This window comes from Pseudomonas canadensis (assembly GCF_000503215.1).
Classification (GTDB): Bacteria; Pseudomonadota; Gammaproteobacteria; order Pseudomonadales; family Pseudomonadaceae; genus Aquipseudomonas; species Aquipseudomonas canadensis.
Genome location: NZ_AYTD01000013.1, coordinates 870,113 through 895,604 on the forward strand (window position 1 = coordinate 870,113; position 25,492 = coordinate 895,604).

Below are 25,492 nucleotides of genomic sequence, written 5' to 3' on the forward strand. Positions count from 1 at the left end.
ATAGAGGCCTCCTTCTGATGCTGGAAGGAGGCCTTTATCCAACACTTAGCTGTAGAGCCTCCAGTTATCGGTATACGAGTGCTGCTCTGTGGTCACCACGATTTTTGTAATCAGTTGCCCGCTTGGAGCTGAGAAATCAACCCAACTATTCATGGGAAAGCCTGCCGAAAGCACGCGCTCGCCGAGCTTGTCTCCCGAAGCATTGAAGTACTCAAACTTGCCGTAATAAACATGCCGCATATAGGCAAGTTCTATCCGCTGGTAGCCTGCTTTAAGTGCAAAAACTACTTGCTGACGTGGCAAATGCCCCTCGCCTACGGAGCAGGAAAAAGCGATAGCGTTTCCAGACGTCATACCTGGTTCGCTGCTCAAAGCACCATGGACACCCAGGGTCGCCGAGCTATGACTGACAGTCATGAGCGGCGTGTTCAAAATGGTACCCGCGGGGTAGTAGCCTCCCGCAAGACTCTCAAATGTTTCTGTAACCATCGTGATGACACGCACGATCAACACCCTTGATGGACAGACCACAGCATTGCTTTTGTTTGCACTGCCATCCGTCGCCACTCTAAACACAAAGTTCAAGTGGGTAGCGTCTCCCAGCTTATCCAACTCAGATCGCAATAGAGGACCGGCCACCCCCGCAGTCAACTCACCAGCAGTAATGACCCTGGCCGCGTAGACAGTGAAAGAATAAGGCGTACCGTCCTTTTTCGTCCCAGTTGCGTCCAACCAACAGATATGACCAGCCCGCAAAAACCACATCGTGTCTTCAAGAGAATTGGCATTTCCGGTAAAAGTCCTCAGGTCCAAGACACCGTTCTGAGTCTTCGCCGGAACGGCCTCCAACGCATTCGGAGTTTCTAGACGCACTGGAAGACTGATCGTCAAATTCAACGGAGGAGACGTCTGCACCTTACACGCGGTCGTAACGGTGTAAACGATTTCTACCGTTGTCCCCATACTCTCGATCACTGCTTCCGCAGGCAGTGCGAAGATGACAGCTCCCGAGGAGCTGCCCGGTTTCGATACCAACGGCCAGCAAGTGCCATTCGGTCTTTTCCAGCAGACACTGATGGAGTGCTTGGAGTGGTTACCCACATAATCCACTTCGACATGGACGCCGGCGCGCCCGTTGTAAGCCGTCAAGTTGGGGCCCACGGCCTCTGTTACTTTGGGTGGAGTCAGGACCAGAGGCTCCTGCTCGATTTTGAACGTCTGGGCAGGAAACTCGTGAGCGTTCTCCAGCTCGATCGCCTCACAAAAGCTCACTGCAAAATGCAGCTCAAACTCGCTGCAATCGGCCAGCTTTTTCAGGTCTGCTCTTAGGATAGGCGCATCAACTCCGCTCTCTTTCCACTCGTCTGTAACAGGCGCACCCACCAAAACATCGAATCGGTAGACAGCACCGTCTTCATATTCACCAGTGATCCACATCCAGCAACATTTCGAACACTCTGCGTAATCCCATACCGGAACCAGAGCGGTTGCACCCCCAGCAAACGTCCTGAGGTCCAGAACTGTGCCCGTTGCCTGCTCGATGTCAGAATGGGGAAACTCAGGCGCTGACACATTAACGACCTGTTCGGGTGATGTCTGAGGCTCCTCACCATTCGGGAATTCAAGGGTGTAGGACAGTGTCATTTTTTTATTGAAGAAACACGCAATGTCACAGGCCGACAGTTCAACGGTCGCCATATCGCCGTCGTTGGCGATTGTCACACAGCCGAGCGGCTTGGAGTCGTAGCCCGCCCCGCTCAAGGTGAAACAGACATGGTCGCCTGCATAGGTGTCCAGGTTGGGTACATCGACCTCCCCACCGTTTTTAGTGAGCGCGGGGTTAAGGTGCCACTCGCGGCTGTACAGCACCGACTGCCGCAAATGGGGCGGCTTCAAATTTTCCAGGCCTTGATCCCCAATGAAAGCAGCGGTACGACGATGTTGAATTTGAAGCGCATTCCTGGGAAGACGGGTCTCTTCATCAGGATTTTCAACTTCAGCCGGCGGTTGGGGCTTCTCGCCACTGGTGATCCAGGCAGCCTGACAAGTAATTGATTCGTAGCGTGGTTTTTGACGTGCCAGCCAGCCACGAGGAATCGGAAATTCAAGTTTTTTGCCTGATGCTATATCTTCGAGCGTTAATGCATACCCATAAACCACGATATAGAAAACGGGTTTTCCACTGAATTGCTCAAGAACGACACTGCAATAAATTTTATCTTCAACCTGAGCAAGTGGAGGAATGGGTATTTCAACTATCTCATCGCCTTTGTGATCGTGCATGTCATAAGTAGGCGTATTTTGGAATATCTTTTCATCTCTTAATCGAGGCGCTAGCGCTTTAATTTGTTCCGCAGAGTAAAAACTCACCCCCACTTCCTTGACCAGTGACACAGCTGGTTTACCGCTCACTGTGCCCTTGTACCCTACGACCAGCGTGGACCCCATGGACATGGTCAGGTGTTTCTGCGGAATCCGGATTCTCCTGGCACCCGGCTGCCCGCTTGAGTCAACAACATCATTCAATCGGATCTCTGGCGCCCCCTTTATGCTGAACGTTACGGTGATGTCCAACCTGTCCATGCGCGAGTCGACAGTCAGGTATGAGTCCTCCTCCATCGCTTCTGCCGTAATCGTCCCATACCGCTCACTGGAGATGATTGGCGCATCGACTTCCAGCGCCTGCGGCTGTGGCGTAATTGATTCAAGGGTTTGTGGCGTTGACGCACTGTCGGTACTTGAGGGGGTTTCAGGAGTAGATGTTTGCTTGGCCATTTTCAGAACTCCATGTTCAAGAGAGGTAGGTATCCTCGACCAGCCCAGTCCGGCCAAGGCACGCCCTTGAGTAAGTTCTAATTATTCGCCCCTGCCTACTGTCAGAATTGACAGTTCTGACGCAAAACCAGGCATTGACCGACCAACGCCCCCCTCACAACCCCTCCAACTCCGCCATCAAATCACTCAACCGATCCACCTTCTCGGCACTGATGTCATTCGCTGCCAACCCGTCGATATACTCAGCCAACTCGCCTACCGTGCTGCACTCGAACATCGCCCGCAGCGGCACGTCCCGCTGCAAGGTCTTCTGCACCCGCGAGGCAATCTGCGTGGCCAGCAACGAATGCCCGCCCAGCTCGAAGAAGTTGTCTTGCACCCCTACCCGCTCAACCTTCAGCACTTCGGCCCAGATCGCGGCCAAGGTGGTTTCCAGCTCGTTGCGAGGCGCCAGGTAGTCCTGGCTCTGCAACTGGCCGATCTCCAGCGCAGGCAACGCCTTGCGGTCGAGTTTGCCATTGGCGTTGAGCGGCAGGCGGTCGAGCCACAGCCAGTGCAGCGGCACCATGTATTCCGGCAGTTCAGCACGCAGGCGTTGCTTGATGCGGTCGAGGCGTTCGCTTGGGTTCAGTGCCTCATCCGCCGCCACCAGGTAGCCGACCAGATGCTTGCCGTTGACGCCTTCCTGCACGCCTACCGCCGCATCGCGCACTTCCGGTTGTTCGTGCAGGCGCGCTTCGATTTCACCCAGTTCGATGCGGTAGCCGCGAATCTTCACTTGATGGTCGACACGCCCGACGTATTCCAGCACACCGTCACTGCGACGGCGCGCGAGGTCGCCGGTGCGGTAGAGGCGTTCGCCGGGCGCGCCGAACGGGTTGGGTACAAATACCGGCGCGGTGCGCAGCGGATCGCTGACGTAACCGCGACCGACACCGGTACCGGCGACGCACAACTCGCCAACTGCGCCTTGCGGCACCAGTTCCAGCGCGCCATCGAGCAAGTACAAGCGGTTGTTGTCGGTCGGCGTACCAATCGGCAAGTAGGTGCCACGGGTAGACGCCAGGTCGACGCGATAGAACGCCACATCGTCCGAACATTCCGCCGGACCATAAGCGTTCACCAGCCCGATCTCGGGGTAACGCAACAACCACTGATGCGCCAGTTCCGGTGGCATCGCTTCGCCGGTTGGCAGCATCCAGCGCAGGCCATCCAGGCTGATGCGGTCCTGGGCCAACATGCCCTGGATCAGTGATGGCACGCTTTCCAGCACGGTGATCCCTTGGGTCTGAACGTGTTCCAGCAGGCCTTGGGGATCATGCGCGATGGTGTTCGGCACGATATCCACCCGCGCGCCAAACAGCGGCGCGGCAAGGAACTGCCACACGGAAATATCGAAGCTTTGCGACGCGGTCTGCGCGATCACATCGACGTCGCTCAAGGCCAGGTATGGCACCTTGCTCAACTGGTTATTGAGCATGCCGCGCTGTTCCACCATCACGCCTTTGGGCAGGCCGGTGGAGCCCGAGGTGTAGATCACATAGGCAAGGTTGTCCGGGCGACTGTAGACGCCGGGGTTTTCGCCCCGTGCCGGTATCTCTTCCCACACCAGCAACTGGCAGTCGAAACCCTCCAGCAATTCGATGGCCTGCTCGCGGGATGCTTCGGTGCAGACCAGCAACGGCGTACGACTCAGGTCGATGATGCTGCGCAGGCGCTGGCTGGGCAGGCCTGGGTCCAGCGGTAAGTAGCCTGCACCCGCCTTGAAGCTGCCGATGATCATGCCGAGCAGGTCGAGATTACGTTCGGCCAGCAATGCCACCGGCTGATCCAGACCGACACCCGCGGCTATCAGCGCGTGGCCGAGGCCGTTGCTGCGGCGGTTCAGTTCGTCATAGCTCCATTGCTGATCAAGGCAACTGGCGGCAATGCGCTGTGGATGCGCGGCGACCTGTTCTTCGAACAGTTCGATGTAGCTGCGCTCCAGCGGGTAAACATGCTCACTCTGGTTGCAGCCCTCTACCAGGAACTCACGCTCCTGCTCGCCAATCAGCGGCAGGTCGGCCATGTCGCCATGGAAGCCTTGGACCAACGCCAGCAGCAGGCGCTTGAATTCGCCGAGCATGCCTTGCACGGTGGTTTCGTCGAAGTAGCGCTGGTCGTAAGACAGGTGCAAGCCCAGGTCATCGCCCGGATAACACACGGCCGTCAGCGGGAAGTTGGTGTGGGTGCGGCCGGAATCCGAGGTGGCATTCAGGCTTTGTGCGCGGTCCAGCACCGAGACTTCCACCGGGGCGTTTTCGAACACGAACAGGCTGTCGAACAGCGGCTGGCCCTTGGGCAGTTCGCTGTGTTCCTGAATCGTCACCAGCGGCAGGTATTCGTACTCGCGCAGTTGCATATTGCTGTCGAGCAAACCACTCAGCCACTGGCGCACGCTGCAACGCTGGTCATCCTCGGGCAGTTTCACACGCAGGGCGATGCTGTTGATGAACAGGCCGACGGTGCGTTGCATCTCCGGCATTTCCACCGGGCGGCCGGCCACGGTCACACCGAACAACACGTCGCGATCGCCGCTCAGGCGACGCAGCACCAGCGCCCATGCCGCCTGGGCAAACGTGTTGACGGTCAGTTGGTGAGCCTGGGCCAGTTCGCGCAGTTGCGCACCGTCGCGGGCGTCGAGGCGGGTGTAGCAGTCGCCCACCACCATGCCGCCGCTGTGGCCCGCGTGCTCACGCAGGAACGGCCGGTCGCTCGGGATCGGCGTGGTGCGTTCGAAGCCTTGCAGGTTCTGCTGCCACCATTGGCGTGCCTCATTCAGGTTCTGGCGTTGCAGCCAGGCGATGTAGTCGCGATAACGCGGCGGTGTGGCCAGATGCGCGTCGCGGCCTTCACCGAGGGCCATGTAGAGCTCGAAGAAGTCATTCATCAGCAACGAACGGCACCAGGCATCGATAAGGATGTGGTGGTTACTCATCATGAACCAGTAGCGCTCGGCGCCGACGCGGATCAGGCGCAGGTGGAACGGTGCCTGGTTGAGCAGATCGAAACCGGCTTCGCGCTCTTGCTTGAGCAGCGCTTGCAGGCGTGGTTCCTGTTCGCTTTCCGGGTCGTTGCTCCAGTCCAGGTATTCAATCGGCGTGCTGCCCGGTTTGTGGATCACTTGCAGCATGTCTTCGCCGACGTTCCAGCAGAACGAGGCGCGCAGGGCTTCGTGACGGGCGATCACCGCCTGCCAGGCCTGGGCGAAACGCTCGGGGTCGAGGGCGCTGTTGATGCGGTAGCGGTCCTGCATGTAGTAGAGGCCGGTGCCGGGCTCCAACAGGGTGTGCAGCAGCAGGCCTTCCTGCATGGGGGTCAGCGGGTAGACGTCTTCGATGGCGCTGGCGGCAATCGGCAAGCTGTCGAGTTGCGATTGGGTCAGGTGCGCCAGCGGGAAGTCGGACGGCGTGAGGCCACCGGCATCGTCTTGCAGGCAATGCGCGACCAGGCTTTGCAGCTCAGCGAGATAGGCATCTGCCAGTTCATGGATGCTCTGTTGATCATGGCGTTCGCGGCTGAAGGTCCAGCGCAGCACCAGTTCACCGCCGTACACCTGGCTGTCGACGCTCAACTCGTTGGGCAGCGGCGCGTCCGGGTCATGGGCCAGGCCGGCGGGCTCGTCCAGCGGATGGAACAGCGCATCGGCGCCGAAACTCTGGTCGAACTGACCGAGGTAGTTGAAGGTGATCTGTGCGCTCGGCAGCACAGCCATGCTCTGTTTGCACAGGTCATCGGCCAGGTAGCGCAGCACGCCATAGCCCAGGCCTTTATGTGGCACGCCGCGCAGTTGTTCCTTGATCGCCTTGATCGAATCGCCCTGCCCGGCGAGCGGGGTCAGGCGCAGCGGATAGGCGCTGGTGAACCAGCCGACGCTGCGGGTCAGGTCGATTTCATCGAACAGGGTTTCGCGGCCGTGGCCTTCCAGTTGGATCAACGCCGAAGGGTGGCCGCTCCAGCGGCACAACACGCGGGCCAAGGCGGTCAGCAACAGGTCGTTGACCTGGGTGCGGTAGGCACTTGGCGCCTGTTGCAGCAACTGGCGAGTGTGTTCGGCATCCAGGCGCACGCTGACGGTGTCGGCATCGCGATTACGCAGCGAACCTTGCGGACGGGCCACCGGCAATACGGTTTCCGGCCCAGCCAATTGGTCTTGCCAGACGCTCAATTCTTCACGCAGGGATTCGCTGCCGGCATAGGCCTGCAAACGCGCGGCCCAGTCACGCAAGGCGCTGGTCTTGGCCGGCAGGCTGACGGACTGACCGTCGCTGAGTTGACGGTAGACGTTTTGCAGGTCTTCCAACAACACGCGCCACGACACACCGTCCACCACCAGATGATGGATCGCGATCAGCAACCGTTGCTGCCCCTCGGGACCGTCCACCAGCAAAGCACGCAACAGCGGGCCGTGTTGCAGGTCGAGGCTGCGTTGGGTGTCGGTGAACAGCGCGGTGCAGTGCGCCATGTCGCGCACTTGCGCCTGCATCAACACGCCGCCTTCCGGCACGGCCAAATGCTCGGCGTGCCATTGCGCGTCGCGCTGGCAGAAGCTCAGGCGCAGGGCGTCGTGATGTTCCAGCACTGCCAGCAGCGCTTGCTCCAGGCGATGGGGATCGAGCAGTTGCAGCGGCTTGAGGACCAGCGCCTGGTTCCAGTGCTGACGGTTCGGGATCTCGGTGTCGAAGAACCAATGCTGAATTGGCGTCAGGCCCGAAGGGCCGGTAAGCACGCCTTGCTCTGCGGTGATTTGCTCGGAACGCGTGGCTACGGCGGCCAGGGTCTGCACGGTCTGGTGCTGGAACAGATCACGCGGGCTGAAATGAATCCCGGCCTGCCGCGCACGGCTGACCACCTGGATCGACAGGATCGAGTCGCCACCCAGCTCAAAGAAGTTATCGTCCAGCCCGACTTGCTGCACGTTCAGTACCGCACACCAGATCGCAGCCAGGGTGCTTTCAAGTTCATTGCGTGGCGCCACATATGTTTGGCGGTTTGCCTCAGGATCTGGTTGCGGCAGGGCACGGCGGTCGAGCTTGCCATTGGCGGTCAGCGGCATGCTGTCCAGCACGATCAGGTGCGCGGGCACCATGTAGTCCGGCAGTTGCGCCTTGAGATGGGCCTTCAGCGCGTCACGCAGCGCGCCGTGCTCGGCATCGCTGACCAGATACGCAACCAGCTGTTTGCCGCTCGGCGAATCCAACGCCAGCACCACCGCTTCGCGCACGGCTGCATGTTCCAGCAGACGGGTTTCGATCTCGCCCAGCTCGATACGGAAACCACGGACTTTCACCTGATGGTCGATCCGCCCCAGGTACTCCACCAGGCCATCGGCGCGTTGGCGCACCAGGTCACCGGTGCGGTACAGGCGCCCGCCGTTGCGCGCAAACGGGTCCGCGACAAAACGTTCGGCGGTCATGCCCGGACGCTGGTGATAACCCTGGGCCAGGCCCGCCCCGCCGACGTACAACTCGCCGGTCGCGCCTTGCGGCACCAGGGCCAGGTCGGCGTCGAGAATGTAAGCCACGCGGTCACCGATGATGCTGCCGATCGGCACGCTGGCGGCGCCCTCCTCCAACTGCTCCGGTGCAAGGCTGGCCAGCGGCATCACCACGGTTTCAGTCGGGCCATAGGCGTTGAAGAACACCTGCGGCTGGAACGCGGCACGGATGCGCTGCAAGTGTTCGCCGGTCAGGGCTTCGCCGCCGGTGATGCACATACGCACCGGCAAGGTCTGCTGCTGAGTGGCCAACCACTGCGCCAACTGGCTGCCGTAGCTCGGGGTGAAGCCCAGGATGTTGATGCCATGGGTGCGGATCAATCCGCAGATTTCCTCGGCATCCCACTGGCCCTGAGCCCGCAACACCACCTGCGCGCCGCTGAGCAGCGGCACCAACAGGCGCTCGGTGGCGGCGTCAAAGTTGATCGAATAGAAGTGCAGCTCGCAGTCGTCCGCGCGCATGCCAAACCGCTCGATCACCGCCGCGCAATGCATGGCGATTTCACCGTGGGACACCACCACGCCTTTCGGCTTGCCGGTGGAGCCGGAGGTGTAGATCAAGTACGCCTGGTGTTGCGGCAGGCTGACAAGCGGCAGCGCATCGGCCGGGTAGTTGGTCAGCACCGGCAAATCATCTTCCAGGCACCAGCAGGCCACGGTGGCCGGCAACTCGCCGAGGGCTTCGAACATCGCCGCATCGCTGAGCAGCAGGCCGATGCCGCTGTCTTCGATCATGTAGTGCAGGCGATCCAGCGGATATTCCGGGTCCAGCGGCACGTAGGCGCCGCCCGCCTTGAGGATCGCCAGCAGGCCGATGACCATTTCCAGGGAGCGCGGCAACGCCAGGCCGACACGCACCTGCGGGCCGACCCCACGCTCGCGCAGCATCCAGGCCAGGCGGTTGGCGCGGGCGTCGAGTTCACGGTAGCTGAGAGTCACGCCAGCAAAGGTCAGCGCCGGCGCATCGCCACGGGCTGCCGCCTGCTGGCTGAACAGTGGGTGGATGCACTGATCGAGACGGTGCTCACCTTTCTCGATGCCCAGGCTGTCTTGCAACACACGCTGTTCATCCGCGCCCAGCAACGGCAATTCGCTGAGACGCTGCTGCGGATCCGCGATCAAGGCTTCCAGCAGGTTGCGCCAATGCTCAGCCATACGCGCAATGCGCGGTTCGTCGAACAGGTCGGTGCTGTAGGTCAGGCAGCAACCCAGGCGATGGTCGAGGTCGGTGACTTCCAGGTTGAGGTCGAACTTGGTCGCGCGGGCATCGTTGGCCAGGTATTCGACGGTCATGCCAGCCAGTTGGCGGCTTTGCTGGAACTCCCAGCGCTGCACGTTGCACATCACCTGGAACAGCGGGTTGTACGCTGCGCTGCGCGGGGGTTGCAGGGCCTCCACCAGATGGTCAAACGGCAAATCCTGATGGGACTGACCCTCGATCACGGTGTGGCGCACTTGCTCGAACAACTCAGCGACATTCATCTGCCCATTGAGCTGGCAACGCAGCACCTGGGTGTTGAGGAACGCGCCGATCAGGCCTTCGCTTTCCGGGCGAATGCGGTTGGCGACCGGAGCGCCGATACGCAGGTCGGTCTGGCCGCTGTAGCGATAGAGCAACACAGCCAGGGTGGCGGTCATGGTCATGAACAGGGTAAGGCCGCGTTCGGCATTGAAAGCACGCACACGGGCCGCAAGGTCGTCGCTGAGGTCGAAGCGATACAGCTCGCCCTGGTGGCTTTGCACAGGCGGACGCGGACGGTCGCCGGGCAGTTCCAGCAGCGGGTGTTCATTGCCCAGTTGCGCAGTCCAGTAATCCAATTGGCGTTGACGCTCGCCGGATTCCAGCCACTGGCGCTGCCACACGCTGTAGTCGAGGTATTGCACGGGCAGCGGCGCCAGCGGCGAGTCGCGCTCGTCGATAAAGGCTCCGTACAACGCGCTGAGTTCACGGGCAAATATGTCCATGGCCCAGCCTTCGGTGACGATATGGTGCAGGGTCAGGACCAGGTAGTGTTCCTGCTCGCCGGCCTTGACCAGGCACGCACGCAGCAACGGCCCGGTTTCCAGATTGAATGGCGTGTGCGCCTCGTGATCGGCCAGTTGTTGCAGGCGCGGTTGGCGTTCGGTTTCGCTCAGCGCGGAAAAATCCTGCCAGTCCATGCGCAGTCCCGTTTGCGGCGAAACCTTCTGATAGGCCACACCGTCGACGCTCGGGAACGTCGTGCGCAGCGTTTCGTGGCGCATGATCAGCGCTTGCAACGCCGCCTCGAAACGCCCCACATCCAGCACGCCGCGCAGGCGCGCCATGCCGCCGACGTTATAGGCCGGGCTGTCCGGTTCCATCTGCCACAGGAACCACATGCGCTGCTGGGAATAGGACAACGGCACCGGTTGGCTGCGGTCGACCTTGGCGATGGCAGTCTGTTGGTTGCGCTGGCCCGACGCTTGGATCAGGCCGACCTGCTCGGCAAACGCCCCCAACTCACTGGCTTCGAACAGGGTGCGCAACGGCAGCTCGACGTCACACGCGTGGCGGGTGCGAGAGATGATCTGCGTGGCCAGCAACGAATGGCCGCCCAGGGCGAAGAAGTCATCGCGCAGGCCGATGCTTGGCAGGCCGAGGACTTCGCGCCAGATGGCGGCGATCTGCTGTTGCAGCGCGGTTTCGGGTTCGACATGTTCACGCACTTGCCACACCGGTTCCGGCAATGCACGGCGGTCCAGCTTGCCGCTGGGGCTCAGCGGCATGGCGTCCAGACGCATCAGCAGCGCGGGCACCATGTACTCCGGCAGCTCGGCGGCCAGGGCGGTTTTTACAGCCTCCTCGTCCAGTTCGCCCTGAGCGGTGAAGTAACCGATCAACTGCCCGTCACGCACCCGCACCACGGCTTGGGCGATACCCTCCAGGGCGAGCATGCGCGCTTCGATTTCTTCCGGCTCCACACGAAAGCCGCGCAGCTTGACCTGCTGATCAAGCCGACCGAGGTACTCGATCACGCCGTCGGCATTCCAACGGGCGCGGTCACCGGTGCGATACAAGCGTGCGCCTGCTTCACCATAGGGATCGGCAACAAAACGCTCCGCCGTCAACCCGGCACGTCCGAGGTAACCACGGGCCAGGCCGATTCCGCCGATGCACAGCTCACCCGGCACGCCCAACGGCACAGGGTTGAGCTGTTCATCCAGCACACGGCAGATCACATTGCCCAGCGGCCGGCCAATCGGCGAGCGCTCGCCGTCTTCGGCGCGGCAGTGCCAGTGAGTCACGTTGATCGCGGTTTCGGTCGGGCCATAACGGTTGTGCAATTGCACCGCTGGCAACTGTGCCAACACGCGATTACGCAACTCGGCGGGCAAGGCTTCGCCGCCGGAGAACAGGCGACGCAGGCTGGTGCATTCAGCCACCAACGGCTCGTCGATAAACAACTGCAACAGCGGCGGCACAAAGTGCAGCGTGGTCACGCCGTGTTCCTGCACCAACTGTGCGATGCGATGGGGGTCGCGATGCTCACCAGGGCCAGCCAGCACCAGACGGCATCCAGTAATCAGTGGCCAGAAGCATTCCCACACCGACACGTCAAAACTGATCGGCGCCTTTTGCATCAGCACGTCGGTTTCATTGAGTTGATAAGTGGCCTGCATCCATTGCAAGCGCTCGGCCAAAGCCGCATGCGTATTGCCCACACCTTTGGGCTGGCCGGTGGAGCCGGAGGTGTAGATCACGTAGGCGAGGTTATCGCCATGCAGGTGCAGGCCGGGCGGCTGGGTTGGCCAGCTATCGAGGTGCAGGCTGTCCATGGCGATCACGCAAACGCCTTCGGCACTCGGCACCTGTTCCAGCAGCGCAGTCTGGGTCAGCAGCAGGTGTACGCCACTGTCCTTGAGCATGTAGGCCAGGCGCTCGGCGGGGTAATCCGGGTCCAGCGGCACGTAGGCGCCACCGGCCTTGATGATCGCCAGCAAGCCGACCAGCAATTGCGGCGAACGCTCGGCGGCGATGGCCACGCACACATCCGGGCCGACGCCTTTGTCGCGCAGGTAATGGGCCAGGCGGTTGGCCTGGGTGTGCAGTTGGGCGAAGGTCAGGCTGCCGCCGTCCCAGACCAGCGCGGTGGCGTCCGAGGTCGGCTGGTTGAGCAGCTCCGGCAGCCATTGCTGGGCTGGCGCGCAGGGTGCTTCGCTGTAAAGCGCCTGTTCGTCGTGCTGCATCAGCGCAAGGTCGCCGATAGCTTGCTGGGGGTGCTCGCAGACGGCGTGCAACAGGTTGATGTAGTGCTCGGCCAGGCGCTGGATGGTCGCGTTTTCGAACAGTTCATCGGCGTAGTCGAACGACAGGCTCAGGCGCCCGTTGCGGTCTTCTTCGGTGTGCAGTTGCAGGTCGAACTTGGCTTCGCGACTGTGCCACGGCAACTCGTCGGCGAGCATGCCCGGCAGGCGGCGCAAGGCGCTGAGGTCGCGTTGCTGATGGTTGAACATGACCTGGAACAGGCCCTGCTCGCGGGCCTGCGGGAAGGCTTCCAGCAGTTGTTCGAACGGCAGGTCCTGATGGGCTTGGGCACCCAGCGCCGCCTGGCGTGTCGCGGCTAATAGCTCGTTGAACGGCAGGCGTCCATCCAGCTCGGCACGCAACACGAGGGTGTTGATGAAGAAGCCGACCAGGCCTTGGGTTTCCTGGCGCGGGCGATTGGCGTTGGGCACGCCGATGCGAATGTCGCGCTGGCCGCTGTAGCGATGCAGCAGGCTTTGGAATGCCGCCAACAGCAGCATGAATGGGGTGGACTCGTTGGCCTGGGCTGTCTGGCGAATCGCGTCGCTGAGGCTCGCGCCAAGCCGCACGGTGTGACGTGAGGCAGTGTGACAGTGGTGTGCCGAGCGCGGGTGGTCGGTCGCCAGGCTGAGGGGGGGATGCTCCTCACCCAACTGCGCTTTCCAGTACGCCAGCTGACGCAGGCCTTCACCTTCGGCCAGCCATTGGCGCTGCCAACTGCCGTAGTCGGCGTATTGCAGGGCCAGGGGCGGCAGTTCCAGGGTTTGGCCTTGGGCTGCGGCGGCATAGAGGCGCGAGAATTCGTCGATCAAAATATTGAGCGACCAGCCGTCGGCGATGATGTGGTGCAGCGTCACCAGCAGTTGGTGATCTTCATCGTCGAGGCGCACCAGGGTCACCCACAGCAGCGGGCCTTTTTCCAGGTCGAACTGGGTGCGCGCTTCGTCTTCGCGGATCTGTTGCGCACGGGCTTCGCGCTCGGCAACGGGCAGGTCGCTGAGATCGATGACTTGCAGTTCGAAATCCGCTTTGGCATCGACACGCTGGAAAGCCTGGCCGTCGTGCTCATAGAAGCGCGTACGCAGGGCTTCGTGGCGCTGGATCAATTGCTGGAAGCTGGCGCGCACGGCGTCTTCATCCAACTCGCCGCGCAGGCGCAGCGCGCCGGGGATGGTGTAGGCGCTGCTGCGGGGGTCCAGTTGCCAGGTGATCCACAGGCGGTTCTGCGCCAAGGATTGGGGCAATTCCTCTTGACGCGGCAAGCTGTGAATCGCGCCTTGGGCGACGCCACCGTCTTGCTGCAACTGCGCAACGTTGGCCGCGAAGCCTTCCAGGGTCGGCGCTTCGAACAGCATGCGCAGGTTCAGTTCCAGGCCGAGGGTTTCGCGCAGGCGTGCGACCACCTGGGTGGCGGTGATGGAGTTGCCGCCGAGCAGGAAGAAATGATCATCGGCGGCAACGCTTGCGATGTTCAGTTGCTCACACCAGATCGCCGCAATCTGGTTGTGCAACTCGGATTCCAACGCCCCATCGCTCACCTGCGCTTGCAGGTCGGGGAACTGGGCATAGCTGTCGAGGCTGCCGTCCTTGTGACGAAGCGCACAGGCTGCGCGCTGCACTTTGCCGCTGGAGGTCTTCGGCAAGGCGCCGGGGTTGAGCAGCACCACCACGCTTGGCGCCTCTTGATACGCCTCGGCGACGGCCTGTCGGATCGCCTTGATCAGCGCTTCAGGCGGTAGGATTTTCTGCACGCTGCGGCTGATTTCGGCGGCAATGCCGATACCTTCCAGACCCTGTTCATTTACCGCAAATGCCGCAACCCGGCCTTTGCGCACCACTTCCACTTCGCGCTCGATGGTCTGCTCGATGTCCTGGGGATACAGGTTGTGGCCGCGTACGATCAGTAAATCCTTGAGGCGTCCGGTGATATACACCTCGCCGTCACGGATGAAGCCCAGGTCGCCCGTGCGCAGCCAGGTACGACCAGCGTGCTCTACGAAGGTCTTGGCGGTGGCTTCGGGGTTGCGCCAGTAGCCGTGGGCGATGCTCGGGCCGGTGGCCCAGAGTTCGCCGACGCTGTTGTCGCCCAGCTCGGTGAGGGTGTGGGGGTCCGCGATCAGCACCGCGTGTTCCGGCTGGCTGGTGCCGCAGCTCATGATCGCACTGCCCTGCCCCGGTTTGGCGCGGTTGGCGGCCAGGGCCTGCTCGTCAACACGCAGCGCCGGGATGCCATGGCCACGGCTGCCGCCAGCGACAAACAGGGTCGCCTCGGCCAGGCCGTAGGAGGCAAAGAAATTGTTCGGGGTAAAACCACAGGTAGCGAACTTCTCGGCGAAGCGTTCCAGGGTGTCGAGGCGGATCGGTTCAGAACCGGAATAGGCCACGCGCCATTGGCTCAGATCCAAGCGTTCCAGGGCCGTCTCGCTGACCCGTTCGCTGCACAGGCGATAGGCGAAATCCGGACCGCCGCTGATGGTGCCGCCGTATTCGCTGATCGCTTCCAGCCAGCGCAAGGGGCGACCAAGGAAGTAAGCTGGCGACATCAGCACGCAGGGCACGCCACTGAAGATCGGTTGCAGCAGGCCGCCGATCAGGCCCATGTCGTGATACAGCGGCAGCCAGCTGACGATCACGTCATCCGGGTTCAGGTCGATGCCAAAACCGCGACGGATCAACACTTCGTTGGCGACCAGGTTGCCGTGGCTGACTTGTACGCCCTTGGGAAGCGCGGTGGAGCCAGAGGTGTATTGCAGGAACGCGATGTCGTCCGGATGCAGGTCAGGGGCGACCCAATGGCCGAGGCTTTCCAGGCTATCGACGCTCAATACCGGCGGCGCGTTTTCGATCTGCGACAAGCCATCGGCGAGGCTGGCGATGGTCAGCAACAGGCGCGGCTCGGCATCGCTGATGATCGACAGCAGGCGCTCCTGATGGTGACGACGGGTGGACTCCGGTGGATAGGCCGGCACTGCAATCACACCCGCGTAGAGGCAACCAAAGAACGCCGCAACGTAATCCGGGCCGCTGGGAAACAACAGCACGGCACGGTCACCCTGGTCCGCATTGGCTTGCAAGGCGGCGGCGATGGTGCGGGCGCGCTGGTCCAGGTCACGGTAACTGAGCACAACGCTGTGCTCGGCGGATTCGGCGAGGAAGCGCAGGGCGACCTGGTCCGGGGTCTGCGCGGCGCGACGTTGAAGGGACTGGACCAGGGTGCGGGGAAGTTCGAAGGCGTCCATCATGGGGTTCCTGCCTGAAATCGGCTTACGGGAAATTCAAGAATTCGGGGGGCTTGTTCAGCCGACGGCGAGTGACCGTGCCGCGCCATTGCGCCAGCGGGCCAGGTGTTCGTCGGCGTAGCGCCGCATGCAGCGCAGCACGGCGCTTTCGTGTTGCATGAGGAAGAAGTGGTGGCCGTCGAACATGTCCAGAGAAAAGCCGCTGGCGGCGTCGAGCTGCCAGTCGAGCAACTGGTCGGCGCGCACGCTGTCCTGCTTGCCGCCGAACACGTGGATCGGCATGCCCAGCGGTGCGCGCTCGCCGTAGGTGAAGCTGCCGCACAACAGGAAATCGGCGCGCAGGATCGGCAGCATCAACTGCATCAACTCGGGGTTGGCCAAGGCCTCTTCAGCGGTGCCCTGCAGTTCGCGCAGACGGGCGATCAGTTGTTCATCGGTCTTTTCGATGGCGTACTCGCTGACGTCGCGACGCGCCGGCCCGGCCGTTCCGGAAGCGAACAGGGCCAGCGGCGGCGGCACGTTGCGCGCACGCAACGCATGCGCCAATTCGAAGGCGAGCAGGCCGCCGAGGCTGTGACCGAACAAGGCGTAGGGGCCGCTCAAGTCGTGGCTGATTTCGTCCGCGAGCTGGGCCGCCAAGGACTTGATATCGCGCTGCAAGGGCTCGTCCATGCGCACGCCACGCCCTGGCAATTCCAGCGGACACACCTGCAACCATTCAGGCAAGGCCCGGCGCCAGCGCGCGTAAACCATGGCGCTGGCGCCCGAATAGGGCAGGCAGAACAGGCGCAGTCGGGTCGGCGTACTCATCGAGTGACGACTCCAAACTGAAACACGCTGTATGCACGATAGAAACCCATTTCGCCCTCCTGCGGGTGCTGATCCTTGGCCGTATTGCTAACGGACCTGTCACCCAGAAGAACGGACGGCACCGGCAAATAATTAGTCGCCGGGTACGAGAGAGACGTGGTTCACACCTAACAAGAAAGCATAAGATTAGTTCGCCTTCTCATTTGACAATCATTATCATTCAGCATAATTTGTTGCCCGATGTGTAGGAGGCCTCAGCAAGGACGCCCTCCCCTAACCTCTTTTGCGACAAGGTGATTTCCATGACGGAACAAGTATCCACAGGCAGGTGCGACTCACCGCTTCTCCAGGCATTCGTCGATAATCGGCTGATTCTGGTGAAGATCGCGGCACGCATTACCGGCTGCCGCTCCCGTGCCGAAGACGTAGTGCAGGACGCCTACTTCCGGCTGCAGTCGGCACCGACGATCACGTCATCGTTCAAGGCTCAATTGAGTTATCTGTTCCAGATCGTGCGCAACCTGGCCATCGATCACTACCGCAAGCAGGCCCTGGAGCTCAAATACTCCGGGACGGAAGAGGAAGGCTTGAATGTGGTTATTCACGGCGCTTCACCGGAAACCTCGCACATCAACTTCAACACCCTGGAAAACATCGCCGACGCCCTGACGGAGCTGCCGCAACGCACGCGCTACGCGTTCGAGATGTACCGTTTGCACGGCGTGCCGCAAAAGGACATCGCCAAGGAACTCGGCGTGTCGCCGACCCTGGTGAACTTCATGATCCGGGATGCGCTGGTGCACTGCCGCAAGGTGTCGGGGAGCCATAGCGATACGTTTGCGCGGCGGGTTTGACAGACCGCTGTAGGAAATGTGGGAGCAAGCCCGCTCCCACACTCAGGGCACCGCTGTCACATCGATACGATACGGCTCGAAAATCTTCAGCATCTCGCCATCATCGCGCAAACGCTTGAGCAGCGCGGCAAACGCTTCCCCCGTAATCGGCGCTTTCGGGCGCAACAAGGCGAAGTGGTGATAGACCTGGTCAATGCGTTCCGACACCAGGAACTGCCCGGCCATATCCGCGTTGCGCACCATGAAGTCACTCAAGTACGAACGCGTCACCAGGGCGATGTCGGCACGCCCGCGCGCGACCATCAACAGGTTGCTGTCATGGGAGTAGGTCAACGTGGCATTGAAGTGCTCGGCCATGTACTTGGGGTCGGGGTTGAAGTTGGCGAAGGCGTAGTGATAACCGCTGAATACCGCCAGGCGTTTGCCGTTCAAGTCAGCGAAGTAAGCCTGATCACGGCCGGGCTCACGCTGGGCGACGAAGATTTCGGCGTCTTCCAGGCCCATGTCGACTGTCGTGTGGGAAATCTTCTGCCAGCCCCAGGCGGGGTTTTCGAAGATCGCCATATCGACTCGGCCCTGCTCGAAATCGCGGAAGCGTCGAGGGATAGAGGTGGGCACCAACACAAATTGGTAGTCGGTCTGCGAGGCGTTCAGGGCCTCGACCAGTTGTGGCAGCAACCCGGTGTCTGCGCCCTGCTCCGGGCGCACGGTGTAGGGTGGAAAGTGCGCCGCACCGATGCGCACCAACTGCGCAGCCGAGGCTGGCATCCACCACGCGGTGCCCAGTGCCCAAAAGGTAAGTCCTGCAGCCAGCCGCCATGGCGAAAACATCAAGGCACACACCGTTCAAAAACACTAATGGCAATAAGCTAGGCGTTTTTGTCTGGCGAGACAACTTTCTACCGGCAAATTAATAGCTTGCACTTCAATCGGTCTTCAAAACCATCAGCAGGGCTTCTTCAGCCAACTGTTCGAGGGTCATGCTGCCTTCTGCGCGGAACCAGGTGGTCGTCCACGACAACGCCCCGGTCAGAAAACGTCGGGTGATAAATACATCGCCCTTGATGTAACCGGCGTCCTTGGCCTCGCCCAGCACCTGCAGCCACAGCGCCTCATACACGTCACGCAGGGCCAGCACCTGGGCCTGGCCGTCGGCCGACAACGAGCGCCATTCGTACACCAGCACCGCCATCGCCTCGCCGCTGCCGCCCATGATCGACTGCAATTCGCAGCGGATCAGCGCCAGCACCCGCTCGCGTACGTTGGTGGTTTCCTCAAGGGACGCGCGCATCATCGCGGTGTTGTAGTGGATGGTTTCTTCCATCACTGCACGCAGGATCTCGTCCTTGCTCTTGAAGTGGTGAAAGATACTGCCGGACTGAATGCCCACAGCACTGGCCAGGTCACGCACGGTCGTGCGCTCGAAGCCTTTGTTGCGAAACAAGTGGGCCGCCGTCTGCAGCAGCTTGCCCCGGGCGCTGTCGGGGTCGGTCAATTGGCCGCCGTCGACCATGGTGCGCATCACCCGCTGGGCTTTATGCTCATCCATGCCTCTCTCCTCTACTTCCACGGACGTCTTGGCCGGCAATTTAGGCCGTGGCGGCCACCCAAGCAAGCGCTTGGCTAAAACTTGTGACTGGAGTTTACAAACCAAGCGCTTGCTTGGTAGTCTCACCCACAGCCATTCGAGGAAGGATTTCTCATGAGCAAGACGGTTCGTATCGGCTGTGCCAGCGCCTTCTGGGGCGACACCTGCACCGCCGCCGCCCAGCTAGTGAACGGCGGCACGCTGGATTACCTGGTGTTCGACTACTTGGCGGAAGTCACGATGTCGATCCTCGCTGGCGCGCGCATGAAGGATCCCCAAGCGGGCTACGCCACGGATTTTGTCGACGTGCTCACGCCGTTGCTGGCGGATATCCAACGCCAGGGCATTCGCGTGATCAGCAATGCTGGCGGCATCCATCCACAAGCCTGTGCCGCCGCCCTGCAAGCGGCGTGCGACAAAGCCGGTGTCGAACTCAAAATCGCCGTGCTGTTGGGCGATGACCTGCTTCCCCAGCTCAAGCCACTGCACGGCATTACGGACATGTTCAACGGCACACCCTTGCCGCCCGTGTGCGTGTCCGCCAATGCTTACCTCGGCGCACCGGGCATCACCCAAGCACTGGCTCTGGGCGCGGATGTCGTCATCACCGGCCGCGGGGTCGACAGCGCCGTGGTCAGCGCGGCGCTGGTGCATGAGTTCGACTGGTCCTGGCAGGACTACGACCGCCTCGCCCAGGCCGCATTGGCCGGGCATATCATCGAATGCGGCGCGCAGTGCACCGGCGGTAATTTCACCGATTGGCGCGACGTGCCGGACTACGCACACATCGGTTTTCCCATCGTTGAAGTCAGCGCCGACGGCCAATTCACCGTCAGTAAGGTCGACGGCACCGGTGGGTTGATCAGCGAACTCAGCGTCGCCGAACAGTTGCTATATGAAATCGGCGACCCGCGCGCCTATCTGCTGCCGGATGTGATCTGCGACTTCAGCCAGGTCAAATTGCAGCAGCAGGGCAAAAACTGCGTGCGCCTGCACGGCGCCAAGGGGTTGCCGCCCACTGATCAGTACAAGGTCAGCGCGACCTACCCGGACGGTTTCCGCTGCACCGCCAGTTGCCTGATCGCCGGAATCGAGGCGGTGGCCAAGGCCGAGCGGGTCAGCCAGGCAATCATCGACAAGACCTCGGAGCTGTTCAGCCAACGCGGCTGGGCGCCGTACACCGAGGTGAATATCGAACTGCTCGGCAGTGAAGCGACCTATGGCACTCACGCAAGGCGCCAGGACTGCCGTGAAGTGGTGGTGAAACTGGCGGTGCGTCACCCGAATAAACAGGCGCTGGTGCTGTTCGCCCGTGAGATTGCCCAAGCCGCCACTGGCATGGCGCCGGGCCTGACCGGCATCGTCGGCGGACGACCGACCGTGTACCCGTTGATCCGGCTGTTTTCATTTCTGATCGATAAATCCGCCTGCGAGCTGCTGATCGACTTTCAAGGGGAACGCCACGCCTGCACCCTGCCGGTTGCCGACGCCCCCGCCCTGCCCGAAGCACCGATTGACCCACCCAAGCCACAAGGCCGCGCCGACGCCAGCGTACCGCTGGTGAAACTGGCCGTGGCGCGCTCCGGCGACAAGGGCAACCACAGCAATATCGGCGTGATCGCCCGCGATCCCGAGTACTTGCCGTGGATCGCCGAAGCGCTGACCCCGGAAGTGATCGTCGACTGGATGGGCCACGTGTTGGACCCCGTGCACGGTCGCGTCGAGCGCTGGTATTTGCCCGGCAGCCACAGCCTCAACTTCCTGCTGGAAAACGCCCTGGGCGGCGGCGGTATCGCCAGCCTGCGCATCGACCCGCAGGGCAAGGCCTTCGCCCAGCAACTGCTGGAAATCCCTATCGCCGTGCCGCAACAGATCGCAGATTTTCTCAAATAACAGGAGCGTTGCCGTGGCCTTCGACTCGATCTTCAAAGCCGACCTGTTCCAGGGTCACACCGTGATTGTTACCGGCGGCGGCAGTGGCATTGGCCGCTGTACCGCCCATGAACTGGCGGCCCTGGGTGCCCAGGTGATCCTGGTGGGGCGCAAGCCGGAAAAGTTGGAGAGGGTCGCGGCGGAAATTGCCGAAGATGGCGGCGTTGCGCAGTGGGGCGCTTGCGATATTCGCGACGAAATCAGCGTCACCACACTGGTCAGCCACCTCATTCAACAGTACGGCCCGATCCACGGCCTGGTTAACAACGCCGGAGGGCAATACCCGTCACCGCTGGCTTCAATCAACCAGAAAGGCTTTGAAACCGTAGTCCGCACCAACCTCGTCGGCGGCTTCCTGATGGCCCGCGAAGTGTTCAACCAATCCATGAGCAAACACGGCGGCGCCATCGTCAACATGCTCGCGGACATGTGGGGTGGCATGCCCGGCATGGGTCACTCGGGTGCCGCGCGCGCCGGCATGGACAACTTCACCAAGACCGCCGCCTTCGAATGGGGCTACGCCGGGGTAAGGGTCAACGCCGTTGCGCCGGGCTGGATCGCCTCCAGCGGCATGGACACCTATGAAGGCGCGTTCAAGGCGGTGATCCCGACGTTGCGCGAACACGTGCCGCTCAAGCGTATCGGCACCGAATCGGAAGTCAGCGCGGCCATCGTGTTCCTGCTCAGCCCCGCCGCCGCGTTTATCAGCGGCAGCACCTTGCGCATCGACGGCGCGGCCAGCCTGGGCAGCCGCGCCTGGCCGTTGCACAAGGCGCAGGCACCGAACGAGCCCTTCAATGGCTTTCATCGTGCCTACCTGCCGGATGTGCTCAAGGCGGAGAAATAAACCATGCCGGTGATTGAATCCCTGATCGACGCCCACAGCGCCCAGTTCGCGCAAAACCGCGCGGCCATGCTCGCGACCATCGCCCAACTTCATCAGTTGGAATCCAACCTGCTCGCCAAGGCTCAGGAAGCCAAGCCCAAGTTCGACAAACGCGGCCAACTACTGCCCCGCGAGCGCCTCAACCTGCTGCTGGACCCCGGCGCGCCGTTCCTGGAACTGGCCAGCCTGGCCGGCTACAAGCTGCACGATGACAAGGACGGCAGCGCCGCCGGCGGTGGGTTGATCGCCGGCATCGGCTACGTCAGCGGCGTGCGCATGCTGGTGGTGGCCAATAACAGCGCGATCAAGGGCGGCACCATTTCCCCCACCGGCCTGAAGAAGTCCCTGCGCCTGCAACAGATCGCCATGGAGAACAAACTGCCGGTGGTGACCCTGGCCGAAAGCGGCGGCGCCAACCTCAACTACGCCGCAGAGATTTTCGTGGAGGGCGCGCGCAGCTTTGCCAACCAGGCACGCATGTCGGCCATGGGCTTGCCGCAGATCACTGTGGTACACGGCTCGGCCACGGCCGGCGGCGCCTATCAGCCTGGGCTGTCGGATTACGTGGTGGTTGTGCGCGGGCGGGCCAAGCTGTTCCTCGCCGGACCGCCGCTGCTCAAAGCCGCAACGGGTGAAGTAGCGACGGATGAAGAACTCGGGGGCGCCGAGATGCACGCGCAAATCGCCGGCACCGCCGAATACCTGGCGGAAAACGACGCTGATGGCGTGCGGATCGCACGGGAGATCGTCGGCCTGTTGCCCTGGAATGATCGCCTGCCCGCAGTGCCCAAACGTCCCTATAAGGAACCGCTGTACCCCATTGAAGAACTGCTGGGCCTGATCCCCGACGACCCGAAAAAACCCTACGACGTCCGCGAAATCCTCGCGCGCCTGGCCGACGGCTCGCACTTCCTCGAATTCAAAGTCGAGTTCGATGCTCACACCGTCTGCGGCCACCTGCACATCCAGGGCCGCGCCGTCGGTGTGATCGGCAACAACGGCCCGATCACACCCAAGGGCGCGAGCAAGGCCGCGCAATTTATCCAGCTGTGCGACCAGAGCCGCACGCCGTTGCTGTTCCTGCACAACACCACCGGTTTCATGGTCGGCACCGAGTCGGAGCAGCAAGGGGTGATCAAGCACGGCGCGAAGATGATCCAGGCTGTGGCCAATGCACAGGTGCCTAAACTGACGATAGTGGTGGGCGGTTCTTATGGCGCCGGCAACTATGCGATGTGCGGCCGTGGGCTCGACCCGCGCTTCATTTTCGCCTGGCCCAACAGCCGCACGGCGGTGATGGGCGGCGCGCAGGCGGGCAAGGTGCTGCGCATTGTCACCGAGGCCAAGCAATTGAAAGAGGGCCTGGTGCCGGACCCCAAGGTGCTGGACATGCTGGAACAGGTCACCGCGCAGAAGCTCGACAGCCAGTCCACTGCGCTCTACGGCAGCGCGAACCTATGGGATGACGGACTGATTGATCCACGGGATACGCGAACCTTGCTGGGCTTTCTGCTGGATATCTGCCATGAGGCCGAGGTGCGTGAGTTGCAAGCCAATACCTTCGGTGTAGCACGCCTCTAAATTTCGCCCGAGACGCTCCGCGTCGCGATAAGGAGAACAATAAAAATGATCTTTACCCAGGAACACCAGGAATTGCGCCGCACCGTCCGCGCCTTCGTCGACCGCGAGATCAACCCCCATGTGGACGAATGGGAAAAGGCCGGGCGCTTTCCCATCCACGAGATCTTCCGCAAGGCCGGCGACCTCGGCCTGCTGGGCATTTCCAAGCCGGAGCAATTCGGTGGAATGGGCCTGGACTACAGCTACTCCATCGTCGCCGCCGAAGAGTTCGGCACCATCCGCTGTGGCGGCATCCCCATGTCCATCGGCGTGCAGACCGACATGTGCACCCCCGCCCTCGCCCGCTTCGGCAGCGATGAACTGCGCGACGAATTCCTGCGCCCGGCGATCAGCGGCGAGCAGGTCGGCTGCATTGGCGTCTCGGAAACCGGCGCCGGCTCCGACGTGGCCGGGCTCAAGACCCACGCGCGCAAAGACGGTGACGACTACGTGATCAACGGCAGCAAAATGTGGATCACCAACTCGCCCAGCGCCGACTTCATCTGCCTGCTGGCCAACACCTCCGACGACAAACCGCACATCAACAAATCGCTGATCATGGTGCCGATGAACGCCCCCGGCATCAGCGTCAGCCCGCCCCTGGAAAAGCTCGGCATGCACAGCTCCGAGACTGCCCAGGTGTTCTTCGACGGCGTGCGCGTGCCCCAACGTAACCGCATCGGCCACGAAGGCGCGGGGTTCATGATGCAGATGCTGCAATTCCAAGAAGAACGCCTGTTTGGCGCGGCCAACATGATCAAGGGCCTGGAGCACTGTATCGACAGCACCATCGAATACTGCAAAGAGCGCCAGACCTTCGGCAAGGCGCTGATCGACAACCAGGTGATCCACTTTCGCCTGGCCGAACTCGCCACCGAAATCGAATGCCTGCGCGCGTTGGTCTACCAGGCCACCGAGCAATACATCAAAGGCCAGGACGTGACCCGCCTGGCCTCCATGGCCAAGCTCAAGGCCGGGCGCCTGGGCCGCGAAGTCAGCGACAGTTGCCTGCAATACTGGGGCGGCATGGGCTTCATGTGGGACAACCCCGTGGCCCGCGCCTATCGCGATGTGCGCCTGGTGTCGATCGGCGGCGGCGCCGACGAAATCATGCTGGGCATCATCTGCAAACTGATGGGCACCTTGCCGGGGAAAAAATCATGAACACCCTGCTGCTCGAACCGCACAACGGTGTGCTGCACATCACCCTAAACCGCCCGGAATGCCGCAATGCGATGAGCCTGGAAATGGTCAATGAACTGCGCAGCGTGCTGGCGCAGCTGGACAGCCAGACGCGGGCCGTGGTGATCAGCGGCGCGGGCGGGCACTTTTGCGCCGGGGCGGACGTGAAAGACCTGGTCACGGCGGGCAATCAACTCCAGGCGCTGAACCGGGCGTTTGGCACCTTGCTGCAGGCAGTGGAAGCCGTGCCGCAAGTGGTGATCGTGGTGCTGCAAGGCGCGGTGCTGGGCGGCGGTTTTGGCCTGGCGTGCGTGAGCGATATCGCCATCGCCGATCACCAAGCGCAATTCGGCCTGCCGGAAACCAGCCTGGGCTTGTTGCCGGCGCAGATTGCCCCGTTTGTGGTCAAGCGAATTGGCCTGACCCAGGCACGCCGCTTGGCACTGACCGCCGCGCGCTTTGATGGCGTAGAGGCCGAGCGACTGGGGGTCGTGCACTTTACCGAGCGCGATCCGCAGGCGCTGGCAGAACGATTGGATGCAGTGTTGAGCCAGGTACTGAAGTGTGCGCCAGGCGCCAATGCACGGACCAAAGCGCTGCTGCTCGCGAGTGTGGATGAACCGCTTGAGGCAGTACTGGATCGAGGAGCGCAGTGGTTTGCCGAGGCCGTGAGGAGTGAGGAAGGGATTGAGGGGACGCAGGCGTTTGTGCAGAAGCGGAAACCGAAGTGGTGCAGATGACGCCTTCGCGGGCAAGCCCGCTCCCACATTTGGACCGAGTACGGCACGTACAAACCGGTCGGC

At 62.0% G+C, this 25,492-nt stretch carries 11 protein-coding genes; 6 read left to right on the plus strand and 5 right to left on the minus strand.

Features of this window, described 5'->3' with window-relative positions; all coding sequences use genetic code 11:
- Window positions 1–45: 45 nt before the first annotated feature.
- The 3 genes from U367_RS1000000130500 to U367_RS0112915 form a co-directional block, all read right to left on the minus strand.
- Complete coding sequence (locus U367_RS1000000130500; protein WP_050587877.1) at window positions 46–2,775, minus strand: hypothetical protein; 2,730 nt, start codon at window positions 2,773–2,775, stop codon at window positions 46–48.
- Window positions 2,776–2,929: 154 nt separating this feature from the next.
- Complete coding sequence (locus tag U367_RS0112910; protein WP_028617291.1) at window positions 2,930–15,820, minus strand: non-ribosomal peptide synthetase; 12,891 nt, start codon at window positions 15,818–15,820, stop codon at window positions 2,930–2,932.
- A gap of 54 nt (window positions 15,821–15,874) precedes the next feature.
- Window positions 15,875–16,627, minus strand: coding sequence for a thioesterase II family protein (locus U367_RS0112915; protein ID WP_028617292.1), 753 nt, complete (start codon window positions 16,625–16,627; stop codon window positions 15,875–15,877).
- A gap of 302 nt (window positions 16,628–16,929) precedes the next feature.
- Here U367_RS0112915 and U367_RS0112920 point away from each other — a divergent pair, with 302 nt between their 5' ends.
- A complete protein-coding gene (locus tag U367_RS0112920; RefSeq protein ID WP_005789991.1) occupies window positions 16,930–17,481 on the plus strand; it encodes an RNA polymerase factor sigma-70 in 552 nt (183 codons plus the stop codon).
- Between the two features lie 42 nt (window positions 17,482–17,523).
- On the opposite strand, the gene U367_RS0112925 is transcribed toward U367_RS0112920, so the two are convergent.
- A complete protein-coding gene (locus tag U367_RS0112925) occupies window positions 17,524–18,312 on the minus strand; it encodes a substrate-binding periplasmic protein (protein ID WP_073860026.1) in 789 nt (262 codons plus the stop codon).
- Window positions 18,313–18,406: 94 nt separating this feature from the next.
- Window positions 18,407–19,030, minus strand: a complete 624-nt coding sequence (locus U367_RS0112930) for a TetR/AcrR family transcriptional regulator (protein ID WP_028617294.1) — start codon at window positions 19,028–19,030, stop codon at window positions 18,407–18,409.
- A 153-nt stretch (window positions 19,031–19,183) separates the two neighbouring features.
- Here U367_RS0112930 and U367_RS0112935 point away from each other — a divergent pair, with 153 nt between their 5' ends.
- The 5 genes from U367_RS0112935 to U367_RS0112955 are packed head-to-tail and all read left to right on the plus strand — an operon-like array spanning window position 19,184 to window position 25,429.
- A complete protein-coding gene (locus U367_RS0112935; RefSeq protein WP_028617295.1) occupies window positions 19,184–20,962 on the plus strand; it encodes an acyclic terpene utilization AtuA family protein in 1,779 nt (592 codons plus the stop codon).
- 13 nt (window positions 20,963–20,975) lie between these two features.
- Window positions 20,976–21,848, plus strand: a complete 873-nt coding sequence (locus U367_RS0112940) for an SDR family oxidoreductase (RefSeq protein WP_028617296.1) — start codon at window positions 20,976–20,978, stop codon at window positions 21,846–21,848.
- 3 nt (window positions 21,849–21,851) lie between these two features.
- Window positions 21,852–23,468, plus strand: a complete 1,617-nt coding sequence (gene atuC, locus U367_RS0112945) for a geranyl-CoA carboxylase subunit beta (protein WP_028617297.1) — start codon at window positions 21,852–21,854, stop codon at window positions 23,466–23,468.
- 45 nt (window positions 23,469–23,513) lie between these two features.
- Window positions 23,514–24,671 carry a citronellyl-CoA dehydrogenase gene (gene atuD, locus U367_RS0112950; RefSeq protein ID WP_028617298.1) on the plus strand — a complete coding sequence of 386 codons (1,158 nt, stop codon included), beginning with the start codon at window positions 23,514–23,516 and terminating at the stop codon, window positions 24,669–24,671.
- On the plus strand, window positions 24,668–25,429 hold the full coding sequence (locus tag U367_RS0112955) for an enoyl-CoA hydratase/isomerase family protein (protein ID WP_028617299.1): 762 nt from the start codon (window positions 24,668–24,670) through the stop codon (window positions 25,427–25,429). Before atuD ends, U367_RS0112955 begins: the two co-directional genes overlap by 4 nt.
- Window positions 25,430–25,492 lie beyond the last annotated feature (63 nt).